The sequence below is a fragment of the Ningiella algicola genome (genome assembly GCF_028401415.2).
Lineage (GTDB): Bacteria > Pseudomonadota > Gammaproteobacteria > Enterobacterales > Alteromonadaceae > Glaciecola.
In genome coordinates this window covers 2,715,962-2,733,008 of record NZ_CP171821.2, presented here as the reverse complement: position 1 = coordinate 2,733,008, position 17,047 = coordinate 2,715,962, and the positions used below count along the sequence as shown (strand labels likewise).

Annotated in this window: 13 protein-coding genes; 6 read left to right on the top strand and 7 right to left on the bottom strand. The window is 41.3% G+C overall.

What is annotated here, in order from left to right:
• Positions 1 to 59 precede the first annotated feature (59 nt).
• Positions 60 to 866 (bottom strand): alpha/beta hydrolase, encoded by an 807-nt coding sequence (locus PN836_RS11795; RefSeq protein ID WP_395338540.1) that lies wholly within the window; start codon positions 864 to 866, stop codon positions 60 to 62.
• A 95-nt stretch (positions 867 to 961) separates the two neighbouring features.
• Between PN836_RS11795 and PN836_RS11790 the strand changes: the two genes are divergently transcribed.
• The 6 genes from PN836_RS11790 (at position 962) to PN836_RS11765 (ending at position 7,227) form a co-directional block, all read left to right on the top strand.
• Complete coding sequence (locus tag PN836_RS11790; protein ID WP_395338538.1) at positions 962 to 1,531, top strand: gamma-glutamylcyclotransferase; 570 nt, start codon at positions 962 to 964, stop codon at positions 1,529 to 1,531.
• 150 nt (positions 1,532 to 1,681) lie between these two features.
• The gene (glmU, locus tag PN836_RS11785; RefSeq protein ID WP_395338536.1) at positions 1,682 to 3,049 is read left to right on the top strand and encodes a bifunctional UDP-N-acetylglucosamine diphosphorylase/glucosamine-1-phosphate N-acetyltransferase GlmU; all 1,368 of its coding nucleotides are present in this window, start codon (positions 1,682 to 1,684) and stop codon (positions 3,047 to 3,049) included.
• Between the two features lie 10 nt (positions 3,050 to 3,059).
• Entirely contained in the window at positions 3,060 to 4,889 is a 1,830-nt protein-coding gene (glmS, locus tag PN836_RS11780; RefSeq protein ID WP_395338534.1) for a glutamine--fructose-6-phosphate transaminase (isomerizing), read from the top strand.
• A 131-nt stretch (positions 4,890 to 5,020) separates the two neighbouring features.
• Positions 5,021 to 5,737 (top strand): cyclodeaminase/cyclohydrolase family protein, encoded by a 717-nt coding sequence (locus tag PN836_RS11775; RefSeq protein WP_395338532.1) that lies wholly within the window; start codon positions 5,021 to 5,023, stop codon positions 5,735 to 5,737.
• Positions 5,738 to 6,045: 308 nt separating this feature from the next.
• Positions 6,046 to 6,174 carry a hypothetical protein gene (locus tag PN836_RS11770; protein WP_395338531.1) on the top strand — a complete coding sequence of 43 codons (129 nt, stop codon included), beginning with the start codon at positions 6,046 to 6,048 and terminating at the stop codon, positions 6,172 to 6,174.
• A 42-nt stretch (positions 6,175 to 6,216) separates the two neighbouring features.
• Complete coding sequence (locus PN836_RS11765) at positions 6,217 to 7,227, top strand: hypothetical protein (RefSeq protein WP_395338529.1); 1,011 nt, start codon at positions 6,217 to 6,219, stop codon at positions 7,225 to 7,227.
• A 335-nt stretch (positions 7,228 to 7,562) separates the two neighbouring features.
• Here PN836_RS11765 and PN836_RS11760 read toward each other — a convergent pair whose 3' ends face one another.
• Genes PN836_RS11760 through PN836_RS11735 form a run of 6 tightly spaced genes read right to left on the bottom strand, consistent with a single transcriptional unit; the run spans position 7,563 to position 17,034 of the window.
• Positions 7,563 to 7,973: a hypothetical protein gene (locus PN836_RS11760; protein ID WP_395338527.1), complete on the bottom strand. Its 411-nt coding sequence runs from the start codon at positions 7,971 to 7,973 to the stop codon at positions 7,563 to 7,565.
• 37 nt (positions 7,974 to 8,010) lie between these two features.
• Positions 8,011 to 11,256: a type I restriction endonuclease subunit R gene (locus PN836_RS11755; protein ID WP_395338526.1), complete on the bottom strand. Its 3,246-nt coding sequence runs from the start codon at positions 11,254 to 11,256 to the stop codon at positions 8,011 to 8,013.
• 9 nt (positions 11,257 to 11,265) lie between these two features.
• The gene (locus tag PN836_RS11750) at positions 11,266 to 13,368 is read right to left on the bottom strand and encodes a hypothetical protein (protein WP_395338524.1); all 2,103 of its coding nucleotides are present in this window, start codon (positions 13,366 to 13,368) and stop codon (positions 11,266 to 11,268) included.
• Positions 13,358 to 14,023 (bottom strand): abortive infection family protein, encoded by a 666-nt coding sequence (locus tag PN836_RS11745; protein ID WP_395338522.1) that lies wholly within the window; start codon positions 14,021 to 14,023, stop codon positions 13,358 to 13,360. Before PN836_RS11745 ends, PN836_RS11750 begins: the two co-directional genes overlap by 11 nt.
• A 16-nt stretch (positions 14,024 to 14,039) precedes the next feature.
• On the bottom strand, positions 14,040 to 15,458 hold the full coding sequence (locus PN836_RS11740) for a restriction endonuclease subunit S (RefSeq protein ID WP_395338521.1): 1,419 nt from the start codon (positions 15,456 to 15,458) through the stop codon (positions 14,040 to 14,042).
• On the bottom strand, positions 15,448 to 17,034 hold the full coding sequence (locus PN836_RS11735) for a type I restriction-modification system subunit M (protein WP_395338519.1): 1,587 nt from the start codon (positions 17,032 to 17,034) through the stop codon (positions 15,448 to 15,450). Before PN836_RS11735 ends, PN836_RS11740 begins: the two co-directional genes overlap by 11 nt.
• Positions 17,035 to 17,047 lie beyond the last annotated feature (13 nt).

Below are 17,047 nucleotides of genomic sequence, written 5' to 3'. Positions count from 1 at the left end.
GCGCACAGACCCCCATGTTATTTGTCACACCTTAATTGTGACTTGCACCTTCAGCTTGCTCATTCAATGTCCGGTTTCTCAATTTGGCGCAAAAACTCAATCAACTCTCGCCATTTTGCAGGGCAATCGTTATGTCCGCATCGCTCACTGATAAAGGTAGCATGCTTGCTTGCAGCATTTAGGGTTTGTGCATGAGAAAAGGGAATAAGTGTATCTTTGGTGCCGTGGTAGATAAAAATAGGGATATCAAGCGATTGCACTATTGCTTCATTGTTGTAACGGTCTTTAAGCAAAATGCTCGGGATGGACTTTTCTGATACAAGCTTCGGTAATGATGAGAAAGTTGATTCCAAACCAAGCGCCGCGACAGGGCGATTAAACGCTAAAATGGCCGCTGCGCCACCGCCAATCGAGCGGCCATAGGGGATAATAAAGCTTTCATCAATGAAGGGTAGCTCAACTACCTTATCGTAGGCTTCGACTACGGTATCGGTGATGCTTTTAATGTTGGGACTGCCTTTTGCGTCACCATAACACGTGTATTCTACCAATAGCACCGCAATACCGCTGGCAAGCACTAAGTCAAATTGATTCAACCAAAAGTCGGCAAGTTCCCCGTTGCCATGGGTAAAAATAATGAGAGGGTGGGCAACATCCTTTTCATGAGCGAGTGCACCAGAGGGGCGCAGCAAATAAGCATAGCTAAGTTTAAGGTCTATTTTGCTCGTATTTGGTGGGAGTGCCTTTGTGACTGGAAAGGCTGGCGCAGGATACAGCAACTTTTGTTGAAATATGTACAATATCGCGACTAGCAAAAGCAGTAGTGTTATTAGCAATATTGACAATGAAATCAAAGCTTTGATCACGAGCGTTCCTTTCTTGTATCGTTTAGGTTCAAGTCGATATCAATTAGCACTTATGTTCCCACTACGCTAGTGTAGATAGTTAAAAAGGGTTTTCAATGCCTATAGACACACAAGCTTTAAACAGAGGACGGCACAGCTTAGACAACTACGACGAGCTTTGGCTTTTCGGTTACGGTTCACTGATTTATAAAGTCGATTTCCCATATCTAAGTAAAGAGCCGGCGCATATTCATGGCTACCAGCGCCGCTTATGGCAGGGAAGTAGCGATCATAGGGGCACGCCAGATAGTCCCGGTCGAGTTGCCACGCTCACGCCAGTAAATGGAGCAGTATGCTATGGCATCGCATATCACGTTACGCAAGAAGAGTTTGAACATTTAGATCACCGCGAGAAAAACGGCTACTTGCGAGAAGAAATCGATATTTTCTTTCAAAATGGTCGTAAGGTGCGCGGTTTAGTATATATGGCTACGCCCGACAACGAAGCGTTTCTGGGCGGCGCAACTATTGAGGAATTGGCTCAGCATATATTCAATAGTAGTGGTCCAAGCGGCGACAATAAAGATTACGTATACGAGTTAGCAAAGGCACTGAGGGCGCGCGGGGTGGTTGACGAACATGTATTGGCGCTTGAACAGGCACTGCTCAAAATTGAGTCACGTTAATTGTAATGGACTGCCCAGCATTGGCATTCTAAATGCGAGCATCCAAGGAGAGACAATCGGTATCAATAAACATACTGACAAAGTGAGCCCGCTTAGCTAAACTTCTGCCACTTTATTTAAGCAAATGACAACTTGTCTCAAGGATACAAGATGGCGCTATCTGTGATCATTCTAGCTGCTGGTAAAGGCACGCGAATGAAGTCTGACCTTCCTAAAGTGCTACACCCAATTGCCAATAAGCCCATTGTTGAGCACATCATCAATACGGTGCAAAGTATCGACAGCGATACGATTAATTTGGTCTATGGTCATGGTGGTGACATGCTTAAAGAAGCGCTACGCGATTATTCGCTAAATTGGTGTTTGCAAGAAGAGCAGTTAGGCACAGGCCACGCGGTTATGCAGGCACAAACTCATATTAGTGATAGTGACGATGTGATGATATTGGTAGGTGACGCACCGCTTATATCTAAAGAGACACTCGAGTCACTTATCCACGCAAAGCAAAGTTGCGATCTAGCCTTGCTTACGGTCAATCTTGATGACCCAACGGGCATGGGCCGCATTGTGCGTGATCCTCAAAGCGATAACATTAGCGCCATTGTAGAGCACAAAGACGCAAGCCCTGAGCAGCTTCAAATCAGTGAAATTAATACCGGCATGATGATTATGTCAGGAGCAAACCTCAAACGCTGGCTGTCTGCGCTTTCAAATGATAATGCCCAAAACGAATATTATTTAACAGACGTCATTGCCATGGCGGCAAGCGAAGGCAAGCGAATACAGTCTGCTCAACCACAATGGCAGCAGGAAGTGGAAGGGATTAACAATCGCAAGCAATTAGCCGCATTAGAGTGCGCCTACCAACATCGCTTAGCAGATAAACTGATGGAAGACGGCGTCCATATTTTTGACCCATATCGCATAGACGTGCGCGGCGAGCTAAGCTGTGGCAAAGATGTGAGTATTGATGTAAATGCGGTGTTTGAAGGCAATGTGGTGCTTGGTGATCGCGTTAAAATAGGCCCTAATTGTGTGTTAAAGAATTGCGAAATTGGCAGCGACACAGTGATTGAAGCCTTTTCCCACATTCAAGATGCTAAGGTTCAAAGCAACTGCACTATTGGCCCATACGCAAGACTGCGTCCGGGCGCTGATTTGGGGGAAGGTGCGAAAGTAGGTAACTTTGTTGAGATTAAAAAAGCCAAAGTAGGTAAGGGCTCTAAAGTAAACCATTTGAGCTATATTGGCGATGCAGAGCTTGGCGAGGGTGTTAACATTGGCGCTGGCACCATCACGTGTAACTACGATGGTGTAAACAAATTCAAAACGGACATTGGCGACGATGTCTTCATTGGTTCAAATTCTGCGTTAGTTGCACCAGTGACCATTCAAAAAGGCGCAACCGTTGGCGCAGGCAGTACTATCACCAAAAGTGTGGAAGCTGACAATTTAGCTATTGCTCGCGGTAAGCAGCGTAATATTTCAAGCTGGCAAAAGCCGGTCAAAAAAAAGTAGGAATAAGAATATGTGCGGAATAGTCGGCGCGGTTGCCGAACGTAATGTGGTTCAAATACTATTAGAAGGTTTACGCCGCCTAGAATATCGTGGCTACGATTCCGCAGGCGTCGCGCTGTTAAACAATGGCGAGCTTTCAATTACGCGCCGCGTGGGCAAAGTAAAAGCTTTGAGCGACGCACTTGATGATGAAAGCAGCCTTGGTACCACAGGCATCGCTCATACTCGCTGGGCCACTCACGGCGGCGTGACTGAAGTCAATGCGCACCCCCACACAAGTTCTGAACGTTTCGCTCTAGTGCACAACGGCATTATTGAAAACCACAAAGCATTAAGAGATGCATTAAGCGATAAAGATTATGCTTTCGTATCCGACACCGACACAGAAACCATTGCTCATACCATCGCAGAAGCCCGCAAGCACTGCGATACATTGCTCGAATCTGTCTTACAGTCAGTAAAATCATTCCATGGTGCATACGGCACTGTCATTATTGATAAAGAAGACCCAAACACGATGGTTGTCGCGCGCTCTGGCTCGCCGCTGGTGATTGGTTTAGGCATTGGAGAGAACTTCATCGCTTCTGACCAGATGGCCTTACTTCCGGTTACGCGCCGCTTTATCTTCTTAGAAGAAGGGGATGTGGCTGAAATTACCCGCACTACTGTGAAAATTATTGATGCCAGCGGCGAGAAAGTTGAACGAGAAGTTGTTGAATCGAGCGTTGAGCACGATGCTGGTGACAAAGCCGGCTATCGCCATTACATGCTTAAAGAGATATATGAGCAACCCGCTGTTATCCGCAATACCCTTCAAGGTCGCGTTACACCTGATGGAATAAGCGATGATGTATTTGGTGAAGGTTCAGATGAAGTGTTCGCAAAAGTCGAAAATATCAAAATCATCGCGTGCGGCACCAGCTATCATGCAGGCATGACAGCCAAGTACTGGCTAGAAGCTTATGCAGGTGTTTGCTGTGATGTCGAAATTGCATCTGAGTTCAGATACCGCAAATCTGTCGTAAAACCCAATAGTTTGATTGTGACGATTTCCCAATCAGGTGAGACTGCCGACACACTTGCCGCCCTAAAACTGGCAAAAGAAAGCGGTTACATGTCAAGCCTCGCCATCTGTAACGTAGATGGTTCTTCTTTAGTTCGTGAGTCATCACTCTCGTTTATGACCAGAGCAGGCGCAGAGATTGGTGTGGCATCTACCAAAGCATTTACGACACAGCTTGCTGGATTTTTGATGCTAGTACTCGCCATTGGTAAACACAAAGGCATGAGCGATACGCTCAAATCTTCCATTCTACAGTCCCTTGCCGAACTACCTAGTAAGCTAGAAGAAACGCTCACGCTTGCCGACGACATTGATGACCTAGCAGAAGAGTTTTCAGATAAACACCATAGCCTGTTTTTAGGCCGAGGCGACCAATACCCTATCGCGATGGAAGGCGCGCTTAAGCTAAAAGAAATTTCCTACATTCACGCAGAAGCCTATGCCTCAGGCGAACTAAAGCACGGCCCGCTTGCTCTGATTGATGCTGAAATGCCCGTAATTGTGGTTGCGCCTAACAATGAGCTTTTAGAAAAACTCAAATCCAATGTAGAAGAGGTGCGGGCTCGCGGCGGCATTATGTATGTATTTGCTGATAAAGATGCGCACTTTAAGTCGGATGAGACAATGCGGGTATTAGATGTGCCGCACTGCAGCGAGGCGATTGCACCGATTGTTTATACTATTCCTCTACAGTTGCTTTCGTATTACGTAGCGCTGATTAAAGGGACGGATGTTGATCAGCCTAGGAATTTGGCGAAGAGTGTGACGGTGGAGTGAGCTAAAGAGAGTATGCGCTATCAACTGTGGTCGCGTATTAAAGATCGAACTATGCATTAAAGATCGAACTGAGTATTAAAAATCGAAATAAAACCATTTTATGTTTTCTGAAAAAATTTTAGGGAAGAAAAATGAAGCAGCAGGAACTAACAGAGGTTGGTGTTGAAGTTTTACTTAATAAGCCCGCTACGGAGCTTTTAAATGATTTTGGTGCAGGCAGAGCGTCACCTGGCTCAGGAAGTGCAGCAGCCTTACTCGGTATATTGTCTGCAAAGATGCTTTGCACGGTATGTGATATTAGCTCTGGAAAGGATGAATGTTTAAGTTTTCGGAAAGACTTTGCGTATATCTCTGAGCAGGTAAGAGGTAATTATGAAATTAGATTGCGTGAGCTATTCGAAAAAGATGCTCGGGATTTTGATCAGGTAGTTGCACTTCGAGTAAACCGAGACAGCGCAACAGATACGAACGAAAAAGCAAAGTTCTCTCGCGATTCTCTCGACTTACTTCAAACGGCTACTGACTATACGTTTGAAATAGCGGAAATATCACTCAAACTTATGGAATTCGGTGTTTCAATTTTCGATAATGGATGGCATGCCGTTCGAGGTGACTCTGGAGTGGCAATAAGTGGTGCAATGTCCAGCGTTATGTCTTCGATATTTATTATAAATTTGAACCTTAAAACGTTAAAACGAAGAAAATACGCGAAAGACAATTTAAAGCGATGTCAAAAAATTCAAAGTCAACTGGAAATCTTGCAAACAAAGGCGTTTTCGTGCGTTACATCGATTAGTTCAGAATCCGTTAAGTCTATTCAACTTGATATGATAAGTCCTACCGATTAGCTAGAGTTTGGCTTTAACTTAATAAAAGATGATTTTATTAGTGGGCTTGTCAACTAAGGTTATTTATATATTTGATATAAAGGTATGAGGTGCAGAAGTAAGTGGTTTGCGTTGGTAAGCCTTTGTTATAAAAATTTGTGGTTGTTTTTTCTTAGTTAATAGCTTATTTTTTAATCAAAAAACGGAAAGGGAATTCAAATATGAAATATAAGTCCACCACACTCGTACTACTTTTACTTTTTTTGTCTACCGGCTACGCTCAAGATGCAACACGCGCATAGGTAAAACAGACTGACGATGGTCGCACGGTGATTGAAGTGAACGACCCCGACAGAGGAGAAGAAACAGAGCAATCAGATAATAGTGCCACTAGCTTATTTGAGACTATTGCTAATAACACGAATATCCCTACTGAAGTCGCCAATCGCACAGCCTAATTCATCAAGCACTTACTCAGCAAACGCAAAATAGATACTGATTTGCTTTATACCTATGTACAAACTCTGAATGCCAATCTCGGAGCGCTAGGGGATACGACGTTTGTGCGAGATATGCGCGTGATTACCGATAAGTTAAGAGATAGTAGCTACACTGACAAAATTCACTATAACACGAATTTAAGTAACCAGCTGCGTACGCGCATGCCGATTATTGTTGCTGCAAGTGCTAGGTTAAGCGACAATTCGTTGACATCGTCGCAAGTGAAATTTTTGAAAGAAGATTTTGCCGATGAACTAAACTTGTTTGCAGATAAGTATTTGAAGACCAGTCGATTTCAGGCGGGGCTGGGAGTGTCGTATACCTATACCCCTATCATCGAATACGCAAGCAGTAGTCGTCTCGATCTAAGCCAGTTTGCGCCAATGACAGGAGGTGGTAGCACCTTGGTCAACTTTGATCAGGAATTTGCTAATAAAAGCTACCTAAACTTTGAGATTGCAGCGAAACTACCATGGATTGAGTTGGGCTTAAGTATTCCTACTTATTCTGAGACCTCAACGATTGTTTCGCCGGTGGGCAGTGAACTTTTAAATGGCTCTGTTACTAGGTCAGCTCTATTTCAGTCAACTATCGAGTCTGAGTTGGATGTTGAGTACGATTTTTCCATCAGATTCCCGCTGTTGGGTAATTATAAGCGCTGGAAGTATGTGCGGGCGAATAACTCACAGATGGACTATGGCATATTGGCGGGACTAACCGGTTTTAACATTACCGATACTGTGACAACTGATGTGCGTTTTCGCACTGATATGACTCCGTTTGCAGATTTACCCGCTGGTAAAACCTTGGTGACTTCTCGAGATGTCAGTTTTCAAACATTATACATTGGTGCTTACTATGAGTTTGAGTTTGTTGATGAGCTTTACATGACCGTGGATGTTAAGTGGCACAACAATCGCACCAGCGATGGCAGTCAAATAGATGTTGATGGTTTCACATCATCGCTTAGGATCATCTACTCGCCGACCTTGGATTTTATCAATTGGTGAGTGTTTGAGTTTTCGAATTAAGGGCGTATAGCGCCCTTTTACGAGAATGATAAAAAGATAAAAATGTATTTAGGCCGATAGGGGTAATAGGTGCGGGAATTTATCTCGGAACGTTCGTCGGCTTCATGGTCCTACTGTTAGTTTTGTTGCGTTACGAAAGTATTAGATTGATTCCTTCGGGTCATAACAACATTAAGGAGGTGCCTATGGTAAAAAGACTCACTGATAAAGCTCGTTTTCAATACAGTTCATTTTTAGAAACAATTTGGGCTATTGGAGCCAGTGGCGTTGCTACACACCTATCCGCCTAAATGCATTTTTTACATCATTAGATCTCAATTATCCTTTTTTGCACGTTTCATTCGCTTTTCGGTTCCGGTTGCGACCATAATTGCCAACACATAAAAGCCGATAAAACCGCCGAACGAAACAACTTGCCCGACGATTTCGGGAAGTTCGAAGTAAACTGCCAAAACCGCTCCTGAACCTAAGCTGGTTAATGACAGAGCCAAATATCCAACTGATGCAAACGCTCCCCAAAACATTTCTTTAGTCTCGTTTTTATCACTAGGGTTGAATTTAAATATCGTTTTTAATCCGTCATAAGCGATACTTACACAAATACCTGCAACAATAAAAAGTGCAAACGTGCCCTCTTTTTCAAACAGTCTGTGAAAAATAAAAGCAAGTCCAAAAATAAGAGTTGACCAAATAGATGCAGCTAATAATTTATAAAATTGCGCCATTTTTTTACCTTAAAACCAGCATCTCTGGCTGTTTTGTTTAATCTTTCCTGTTTCGTTTAAACGACTCTGCTTGCTCGAAGATTTCTTTATACACCTCATCACGGTCAACAGGAGGGTAGCCATACTTGGCCAGCAACATAATAAGATCAACTTTTAGCTCAGCCTTGATATCATCACGTTGGCTCCAATCAGTGTATTTAGCTTTATCATCAACAACGTCTTTTACTGCTTTTGCTAGTTCAAGTAACTTGTCTTCTGGGTACTGAAAATCATATTTGACCGCTAATGCCATCAAAATGTCGTAAAACGCTTTCTCTTCTAGGTTAATACCCATGTCCTCAAACGAACCCATTTCCGATTTGAGGTCTTGGTACATGTTGATGATTTCATCTGAGAAGTCCTCTAGAACTTCACTGACTAATACGTCCTCTTCTTTGCGCTCATTATATTTATCAACTAACGATTTAAAGCGCTCAGAGAAATCAACAGCCTTAAGCTTGTTAACTTGTTTAAACTCACCAATAGCCTTTGCCAGCATCTGCTGGAGCAATTTTATTTTTGTATTTGGCAGTTTGATTTTTTCGATTTTTGCTAAGTAATCATCATCGAAGATATCAACACCATCTTCGCCTTGGCCTAGCTTAAAGATCTCTTCTACACCGTCACTTTTAAGCGCATCAGAAATCATCTCACGAACTTTGGCATTCATTTGTGCAGTATCAGGCGCATTACCTTTTGTGAGTTTATAGACAATAGAACGAACAGCTAAGTAGAAGTGAATGTAATCACGCTCTTTTCGCGATAGCTTTTCACTACCACAGCAAACGTCGTAAGCCGTTTTTAAGCGTTTTACCAATGCCATAAAACGATTTTCAAGTTTTTGCGTTTGCAATACAAATTCAGCGGCATTATTCAAGCAATTGAGTTGAGCAATTGGTTGCCCAGTAAAGTACGGCGATTCATCAAATTGATGCATGAGTTTGCCCAATAAATCCAGATGATCTTTTACAACAATGATGGACTGAGCAATATCCTCAAAGTTGGTTTCATCTGTTTTTGAATACATGGCTAACGCTTTATTCATCTGTGTTTTGATACCAATGTAGTCAACAACTAGACCTTTATCTTTACCTTCAAACTTACGGTTAACACGCGATATGGTCTGAATCAGATTATGGCGTTGTATTGGCTTATCAATATAGATGGTATCAAGGAATGGTACATCAAAGCCTGTTAGCCACATATCAACCACAATAGCGACTTTAAAGTTGGATTTTTCGTTTTTAAATTGGCGGTCTAATTCTTTACGATACTCTTTAGAACCCAGCAAATCCCATAGTTCCTTAGGATCGTCTTTACCACGAGTCATTACCATTTTGACTCGTTCCACTGGTTTTATTTTTTTACGCTCTTGCTCGGTTAGTTCAACACCTTCTTCGCATTCACGTACTTCAAACCAAGCTGGGCGAAGGCCTTTTAATTCTTGATAAAACAAATAGGCTACTTCACGCGCAGAACTTACAAACATTGCTTTACCTTTTAAGGTAGAGCCTTCTATAACCCGTGATTCATAATGTGCAACAAAGTCCTTGGCTAATGCTCTGATACGATCTGGGTCGCCAAGAATTGAAGTCATGTTTGCAGAAGCTTTTTTACTTTCTTCAATCTGATGCTCATTACTGCCTTCATCGGCGCATTGCTGATAATAAGCTTCAATTTCTTCCAATTTTGCATTATCTAAAATGACTTTCGCCGCTCGACCTTCATAAACAATACGCACAGTGATCTCATCTTTAACAGATTCAGTCATGGTATAGGCATCAACAACCTGACCAAACACATCAAGAGTGGCATCAACAGGCGTACCTGTGAAACCAACAAACGTAGCATTGGGTAATGACTCATGAAGGTATTTCGCAAAACCATAAGTTTTCCTGACACCTTTATTTGGCCCTTTTTCTATAACACGGACTTTCTGATCTAGATTAGTTTGGCTGCGATGCGCCTCATCAGAGATACAAATAACATTGCTTCTATCCGTTAGCAGCTTTGTATCTTCAGTGAATTTATGGATAGTCGTTAAGAACACACCACCGCTGTTGCGGCCTTGTAGCATTTCACGTAAATGATCGCGGTTCTCAACGGCAACAACTGTTTGATCACCAATATACGCTTTTGCATTAGAGAATTGCTGAGATAGCTGATCATCCAAGTCAGTTCGGTCAGTTATTAACACAATAGTAGGACTTTCAAACTCAACGCTTTTCATTAACAGTCGTGATAAAAACTGCATGGTAAAACTCTTACCGCAGCCCGTTGCGCCAAAGTATGTGCCACCTTTACCATCACCATCAGGCTTGCGAGCATGCTTTATATTGTGGTGAAGCTTTCTAGCCGCATAGTACTGTGGGTAGCGGCAGACAATTTTTACTTCAGCCTTTGTTGAGTCAGGAAAATAAATGAAGTTACGAATAACATCACGCAGACGAGCTTTATTAAATAAGCCTTGAACCATGGTGTGCAGTGAGCTAATACCATCTTTTTCTATCGACTCATTGCCAGTTATTTTGCGCCAAGCGTAGAAGAATTCATAAGGCGCATATAAGCCTCCCATTTTGTTGTTAACACCATCACTGATTACACAAAAAGCGTTGTAAACGAATAGAGCGGGAATGTCCCTGCGGTAACGAGTATTTAACTGGACGTACGCATCATGTATTGAAGCTTCTTCTTCGCGAATAGCACTCTTAAACTCGAACACCACCAACGGTAAACCGTTGATATATAAGATACCATCGGGGATGCGCTTCTCGCCATCATCCCCCTCAATTTCTAACTGGTTAACAATTTTGTAGATATTCGAGTCATTATAGCTTGTCGGTTTCTCAGCTACTTTAAGTAACTCAGGTGTACTTTCCTTCACTAAATCAGGCAACAGGCTTTGAACAACGTTGGTGTAATCGACTAATTGGATATAGAGATCTTTTTGCGTGTGGTCTTCACGTTTTAACAAAAAACCATCACTCAACCATTTACAGAAGGTCTTATTGCTATCGTACAAATCACTGGCAGGCAATGATTCTATTTGCTTTATGATTGAATCGATTTCACCAGCAGTAATATTGTCTGCTTGATACTTATCAGATAAGAACTGACGTATGTCATCCTTAATCAAAACTTCAGTATTGCTACGAGTAAGCTCATTACCGGGTGCATAAGGAAAACCTTGTTCGCCCAATAATTCAATAATTGCCTCCTCTAGTTGTGCTTCCGTAAATTTCATGAAAAATCCTTATTCAATACCAAGCTTCTCTTTATAAATTTTAAGCCGTTGTTCTGCCCTATCTACAAAATCTTGATAATACAAAATTTCTGAATATAGCTCCCCATATGACTTACCAGTCACAGGATCTTCTAGCGAATCTGTACTAAACCAACCTTTGTCACTTGGAAACTTCTTATATCCTTTAAGTCGCAATGGTTTAACCGTATCTCCAATAAGGTAACCGTAAAACTTTTTAATTCTACCTTTTGATTTCGCTGCCAGCAGGTGAGCATATTCCATCAAGTCACCCATGTAGTTATCCATTGATACTCCGGGTGCTTTAAACTCAATAATAATCGCAGCACCTTCTTCGTTAAAAATCGCTATATCAGGTCTTTTTAACTGATTCTCACTCTCATTTTTTTGAAATACTTCAGCAAGTACTGAGTCAATATCAGGCTCAAATAAATTATCGTTGTCACCCCAAGGGATTGAAGAAAGACGCTTGTCAGAAGCAATATGCTCAAAGTAGTGGTACTCCTCATTGAGTATCCAGATATCGTGATCTATCTTGTCATTGCTATCTTTGCCTGTTGGAAAAAATATATTGTGAATTATTTTTTCATTTTCTTTTCTTCCTTCATCTGACTGAACAGTAAGTAACTTGTTGACTGCACAACCTAATATTTCAATCATCGAAGAACGTCTAACAACAAGTTGCGAAAGGTTCGCCATATCCATCTTTTGAATGGTGGAAGTATATTTCCAAGACATTTCGTTAACTTTGTCTCTAAAATTGTCTTTTCTAGGATCTAAGTTCAATAACCCCTCTTTTAAATCAAAAAGTGCGGAGGTGTCATCGACTATTTCTTCTTGATACTTTTTCAATACTCGTTTAGCAATGTCATTGGCAGAATCACCGTATTTAACTTTTACCCTCGTATCTACCAGCATCTTGGCTGAAATACCAAACTTCGTTCCTGTCTCTTTGATCAAAGCATCTCTATCAAAATCCGTGGGAGCCAATAAACCTAATACGTAATCCTCAATAGAGTCGATAATATCTTGCATAAAAGGACCTGATGACATTAAATCGGCGTTGCCATGATTCGAAAATGGAATGTCAAAGTTATCTCGCCTAACATTGACATTTCGTTCTAAATAATCACTTTCGATAAGCACTAAGTAGAACTTTCCATTAATTGAATGCTTTCGATCCTTATGTACCTTTAAAAACGTTTTAGTTAGTGACTTTACAATTGACGAATTAGCACACAGAGCAACATCATGCTCAAATCCGCCAAATTCATCTTCCGAAAATTCATATGTGCTTATAGTGAGCTTGTATTCACCGTTGTGTTCATTGCTCCCATGCGTACATAAAATCGGGATATCAGGTACAGGTAATTTTTGCGGTAAATCCTGAGCAGTAATTTGTTCAACTGGCTGTTGCTCCCCAAATAAAGTAGCACACAACTCTATGCTGAAATCGCCAATGACGTCTTTGAGCGCTATTAGTCTCTGAAGAAATGTTATAAACACATGATGCTTAATATTTGCAGCAGAAAACTCATTAGGTAGACTTTTAGACTCGAAATGCTTTTTCATCGCTTGTTCAGACAGCCCCGTTAAAGAGACTAATGTTTTAACCTCTCTATTTGTTGCGTCTTCTAGCTTGAATGATGCCTCCGATATTTCCTTTGTGTTGCTTGCTACATCAAGAATCCTAAGCTTATAACTGCCACCATCATCAAAAACACTGTCAATTCTTAAATTGTCAAAAAAATGGAAATATTGAACACGACCAGAACCAAAACATTTGCCAATACCTTTAATTTTAAGATCATCTTTGAATGTCGAATCCTTCGTTACAAAAGCCTTAACTTGATTTTCGCCGAGTCCAGCACCGTTGTCTTCACAACTAATTTTTAACCCAATTTCATCAACCGATACGAGATCAGCAGCGTATAATTCTATATCGAAGCGAATGGATAAAGCGGGAATATTTGCACTGGCATCCTTTCTAATTAAATATGAATCTATTGCATTCGAAATAAGCTCTTCAAATACAACAAAGCGATTATCACTGATTCTAGTCGTTTTCTTACTGCCACGAATATCAAGAGTCATCTTGTTCTCCCTCTACTTCACCTTCTTCGTTAGCCATGTATTGAATTAGCATTTCTTGGTAGGCTGATATATCTTGCTCATAGAGCACCTGACTAGCTGTATATCTGAAAACAGTATCTTCGCCTACGACTATTTCATAGTCTTCACCTTGTTCATCTAACCAGTCATTAAACTCAGAAAAATCTTGGTAGTTAATTCTTGTAGCTCTTTCAGGAACAATGGTGTTTTTATGCTTCGAATATACCAAAGCCGCTAACCCGTCAACGGAAGACATCACGAAATCGGCACTCGATGCATCTATTGGATTTTCGTGATAACCGTCATCACCATGCGAGGCTGCGCCAAAGTTATTCCTTAATTCAGCCACTACATTAACCAATGAACCTGCAAGCCTACCTATTAGGTTGTTTGCAGTGTCGTTGTGATTAAAAGGCACCTCATCTTTAACTCTTCTAAATAGCGGATAAAATTCAGTAGGAAAATCCTCATCTCCTACCCGATCATTCAAGATGGTTTTAAATATTGATTCCAGAAAAGCTTTAGAGACGTCCAAACAAAGAGGAACGTCTTGTCTTAATACTGCCGCTTCTAGCCTCTCTTTGTGTTCGACTAAGTGGACAGCACTAGGGTCAGCACTTAGTGCTCGTGAACTCAACCGAAGAGGTACTGCGTTATCTTCCATAATTTACCTCAGCAAGTGATATTTCACCTGAAACAATATTTGGCAACAAGTAATCTCTAGTTTCAGTCAAAGAATTAGTATGCTTGATGTTCTCAGTAATCTTGTCATAGTTTGTTTTTGCAATTGATGTAAAAGCATCAATTGCAGGCTTAGCTGGAACAACTAGCTTGATGCTTCTGAACGTCTTTTTACTGATTTCCGCAAAAGTTGTTCCGCCAGAAATACCTTTGATTTCATCCATAATTGAATCTAGAAACAGCATTGTATATTCAGGCGTTAGGTCCTTTTCACACTGTAACGCTATATAGCCTTGATTTATTGCCAAAGGCACTTTTGCCAATGCTAAGTAGCCCACAGGTGCTCTTGATGACATTAAGACAGTATCAACTGGTAATAAGCCAGAAGTTATTTTGGCTAATCCTGCCTCAGTTATCTTTCGGCTAGTATTCAGCAAAATTTTAGAATCATTACCAGATAAATCTTTTGGTGATGTCCAGTGAATATCACCACCCTCCCAATAATCAGGATTTTTTGTACTCGGTGTTGAACCACCTTTGATAGCTAGCTCAGCATCAGTGTTAGAAACTCTCCAGCCTTTAGGTATCCAGCCAACAATACCAATAGTTGGTTCATCAGTTTGTTCAAACTCGCTTGGGAATAATGTTCGAATGCTATCTGGCAGTGGTTTAAAGTCTGGTAGCTGTAGGGCTTGTTTACGTAGCTCAGCTTTTTTTATAAGGGCATCAGGAATATCGTTGCCAGCGGCAAGGACGTTATCGATAACAGGATCAAAATCAACAAACCAACTTTTGAATAATGCCTGCACCATTTGTTCTAAGGTTTTGCTAACTCTGCCACTATTGGCTAGCTTTTCATCCAATATACGGAGCGTTTTGCCAATTTTAGCTTGTGCTAACTTGCTTTTGGGACCTCTGAATCTGTACTCGCCTATCTTTTTTACTGGTACTCGCGCTTGATTCGCACTCCCTTGAGCAACGTTTACGATATAATTTGAGAAATTTTTATCTCTCAAAACGTAGTATAAAAAGTCCTCATCTATTGCTTCCGTAGATAATATACAACAAGTGTTTTGATTCTGAATGGAACCTTCGGCTTCGGCAGGCACTCTTATTACTTTCCCTACAACTGAAGACCAATTAGGAGGCCATGATCCAACAGTTGCAATCAATGTATCTTTCTTTTTCAGCAAATGAGATGTCCACTTTACTGCGTGATCAGCATCAACTTTTGTAAATTCAGATATATCAACAGAGTCTAGAGTAAAATTTGAGACTTTAACCAGCGGCACTGCATCTTCTGCCTCGCTAAAATATTCTTGTTTTATGCCTGCACCATTGCGAAGTGATGTAACTTCACCAAGTACGAATTCGTCCCAATCATTTTCCATAACCTAGCCCCTCTAGGTTTTGACAAATAGCTTTGTCTAACCCTTCTGCTTGTTCCATTTGACTATAAAGGGTTTGGCTTAGCTCTTTCATTTTGACTTCAAATAGGATGCCATCATCTTCTAATTTTGCAGCTCCAACATAGCGGCCCGGAGTTAATACAAAGTCATTAGCTTTAATTTCTTCCAACGTTGCTGACTTTGAGTAACCTGCTTTATCTTCATAGTTACCGTCTTTCTTCTCGCCACGCCATGCATGATAAGTTTTGGCAATTTCAGCGATATCGTCCGTGGTTAATTCTTTATGAACACGGCTGACCATAGTGCCCATTTCACGAGCATCGATAAATAGAGTTTCACCTTGGCGATCACGATAACCAAGTTCGGTATTTTCGTTTTTGTTTTTGGTGATAAACCATAAGCAGACTGGGATTTGCGTGGTGTAGAAAAGCTGCCCCGGTAATGCAATCATGCAATCTACCAAATCATTTTCGATAATTTTCTGTCGAATTGTGCCTTCACCGCCTGTGTTTGAACTCATTGAGCCATTTGCAAGCACAAAACCTGCTGTACCGTTCTCACTAAGCTTCGAGATCATGTGCATGATCCAAGCATAGTTAGCATTTCCTGTGGGTGGAACTTCAAAGCCTGACCAACGAGGATCATCAACCAACTCATTATCTGCACGCCATTGCTTCTGGTTAAATGGCGGGTTCGCCATAATGAAATCTGCTTTTAAATCAGGGTGCTGATCTTTAAAGAAGCTATCGCCTGCTACATCACCTAAATTGCCGTTGATACCTCGTACCGCAAGGTTCATTTTGGCTAGTTTATGGGTAGTGCTGGTGTACTCCTGTCCATATATCGAAATGTCTTTTTTACTGCCGTTGTGACTATCAATAAATTTTAATGACTGCACAAACATACCGCCTGAGCCACAGCAAGGGTCGTAGATTTTACCTTTATATGGCTCAATCATTTCGGCGATAAGTGAAACCACAGATTTTGGAGTGTAGAACTCGCCACCGCCTTTTCCTTCGTTTGCCGCAAACTTACCAAGAAAGTATTCGTAAACACGACCTACCAAATCTTCCTCTGTCATGTGACATTCGTTGGCAACGGTGTTGATGTTATTAATGGTATCTATAAGTGCCGCCAGCTTGCTTGCATCTAGCCCTAAACGAGAAAAGTAGTTATCTGGCAATGCGCCTTTCAACGATACATTGTTTTTCTCAACAGTATGCAATGCAGTATCAATCTTGACAGCAATATCGTCTTGCTTGGCTTGTTTTTGTATGAACGACCAACGCGCCTCTTCCGGCAAGTAAAACACGTTGTCTTTCGCATAAAATTCAACCATGTCTACATAATCGCCCATGCCATCAGCAACAAGCTTTTTACGCTGCTTTTCAAATTTATCGCTAATGAACTTTAAGAAGATGAGGCTCAATACGATATGCTTGTATTCTGATGATTCAACACTGCCACGAAGCTTGTTTGCTGTGTCCCAAAGTGATTCCTCGAAACCTTTTTCTTGTTTATCGACTTTCTTCCCAGTTTTTATTTTTACTTGCGACATATATCAATATTCC

Bases quoted from the DNA above. Each gene is read 5' to 3' on its own strand.
- PN836_RS11790 (WP_395338538.1), top strand. From the start codon at position 962: ATGCCTATAGACACACAAGCTTTAAACAGAGGACGGCACAGCTTAGAC.
- glmU (WP_395338536.1), top strand. From the start codon at position 1,682: ATGGCGCTATCTGTGATCATTCTAGCTGCTGGTAAAGGCACGCGAATG.
- glmS (WP_395338534.1), top strand. From the start codon at position 3,060: ATGTGCGGAATAGTCGGCGCGGTTGCCGAACGTAATGTGGTTCAAATA.
- PN836_RS11775 (WP_395338532.1), top strand. From the start codon at position 5,021: ATGAAGCAGCAGGAACTAACAGAGGTTGGTGTTGAAGTTTTACTTAAT.
- PN836_RS11760 (WP_395338527.1), bottom strand. From the start codon at position 7,973: ATGGCGCAATTTTATAAATTATTAGCTGCATCTATTTGGTCAACTCTT.
- PN836_RS11755 (WP_395338526.1), bottom strand. From the start codon at position 11,256: ATGAAATTTACGGAAGCACAACTAGAGGAGGCAATTATTGAATTATTG.
- PN836_RS11750 (WP_395338524.1), bottom strand. From the start codon at position 13,368: ATGACTCTTGATATTCGTGGCAGTAAGAAAACGACTAGAATCAGTGAT.
- PN836_RS11740 (WP_395338521.1), bottom strand. From the start codon at position 15,458: ATGGAAAATGATTGGGACGAATTCGTACTTGGTGAAGTTACATCACTT.
- PN836_RS11735 (WP_395338519.1), bottom strand. From the start codon at position 17,034: ATGTCGCAAGTAAAAATAAAAACTGGGAAGAAAGTCGATAAACAAGAA.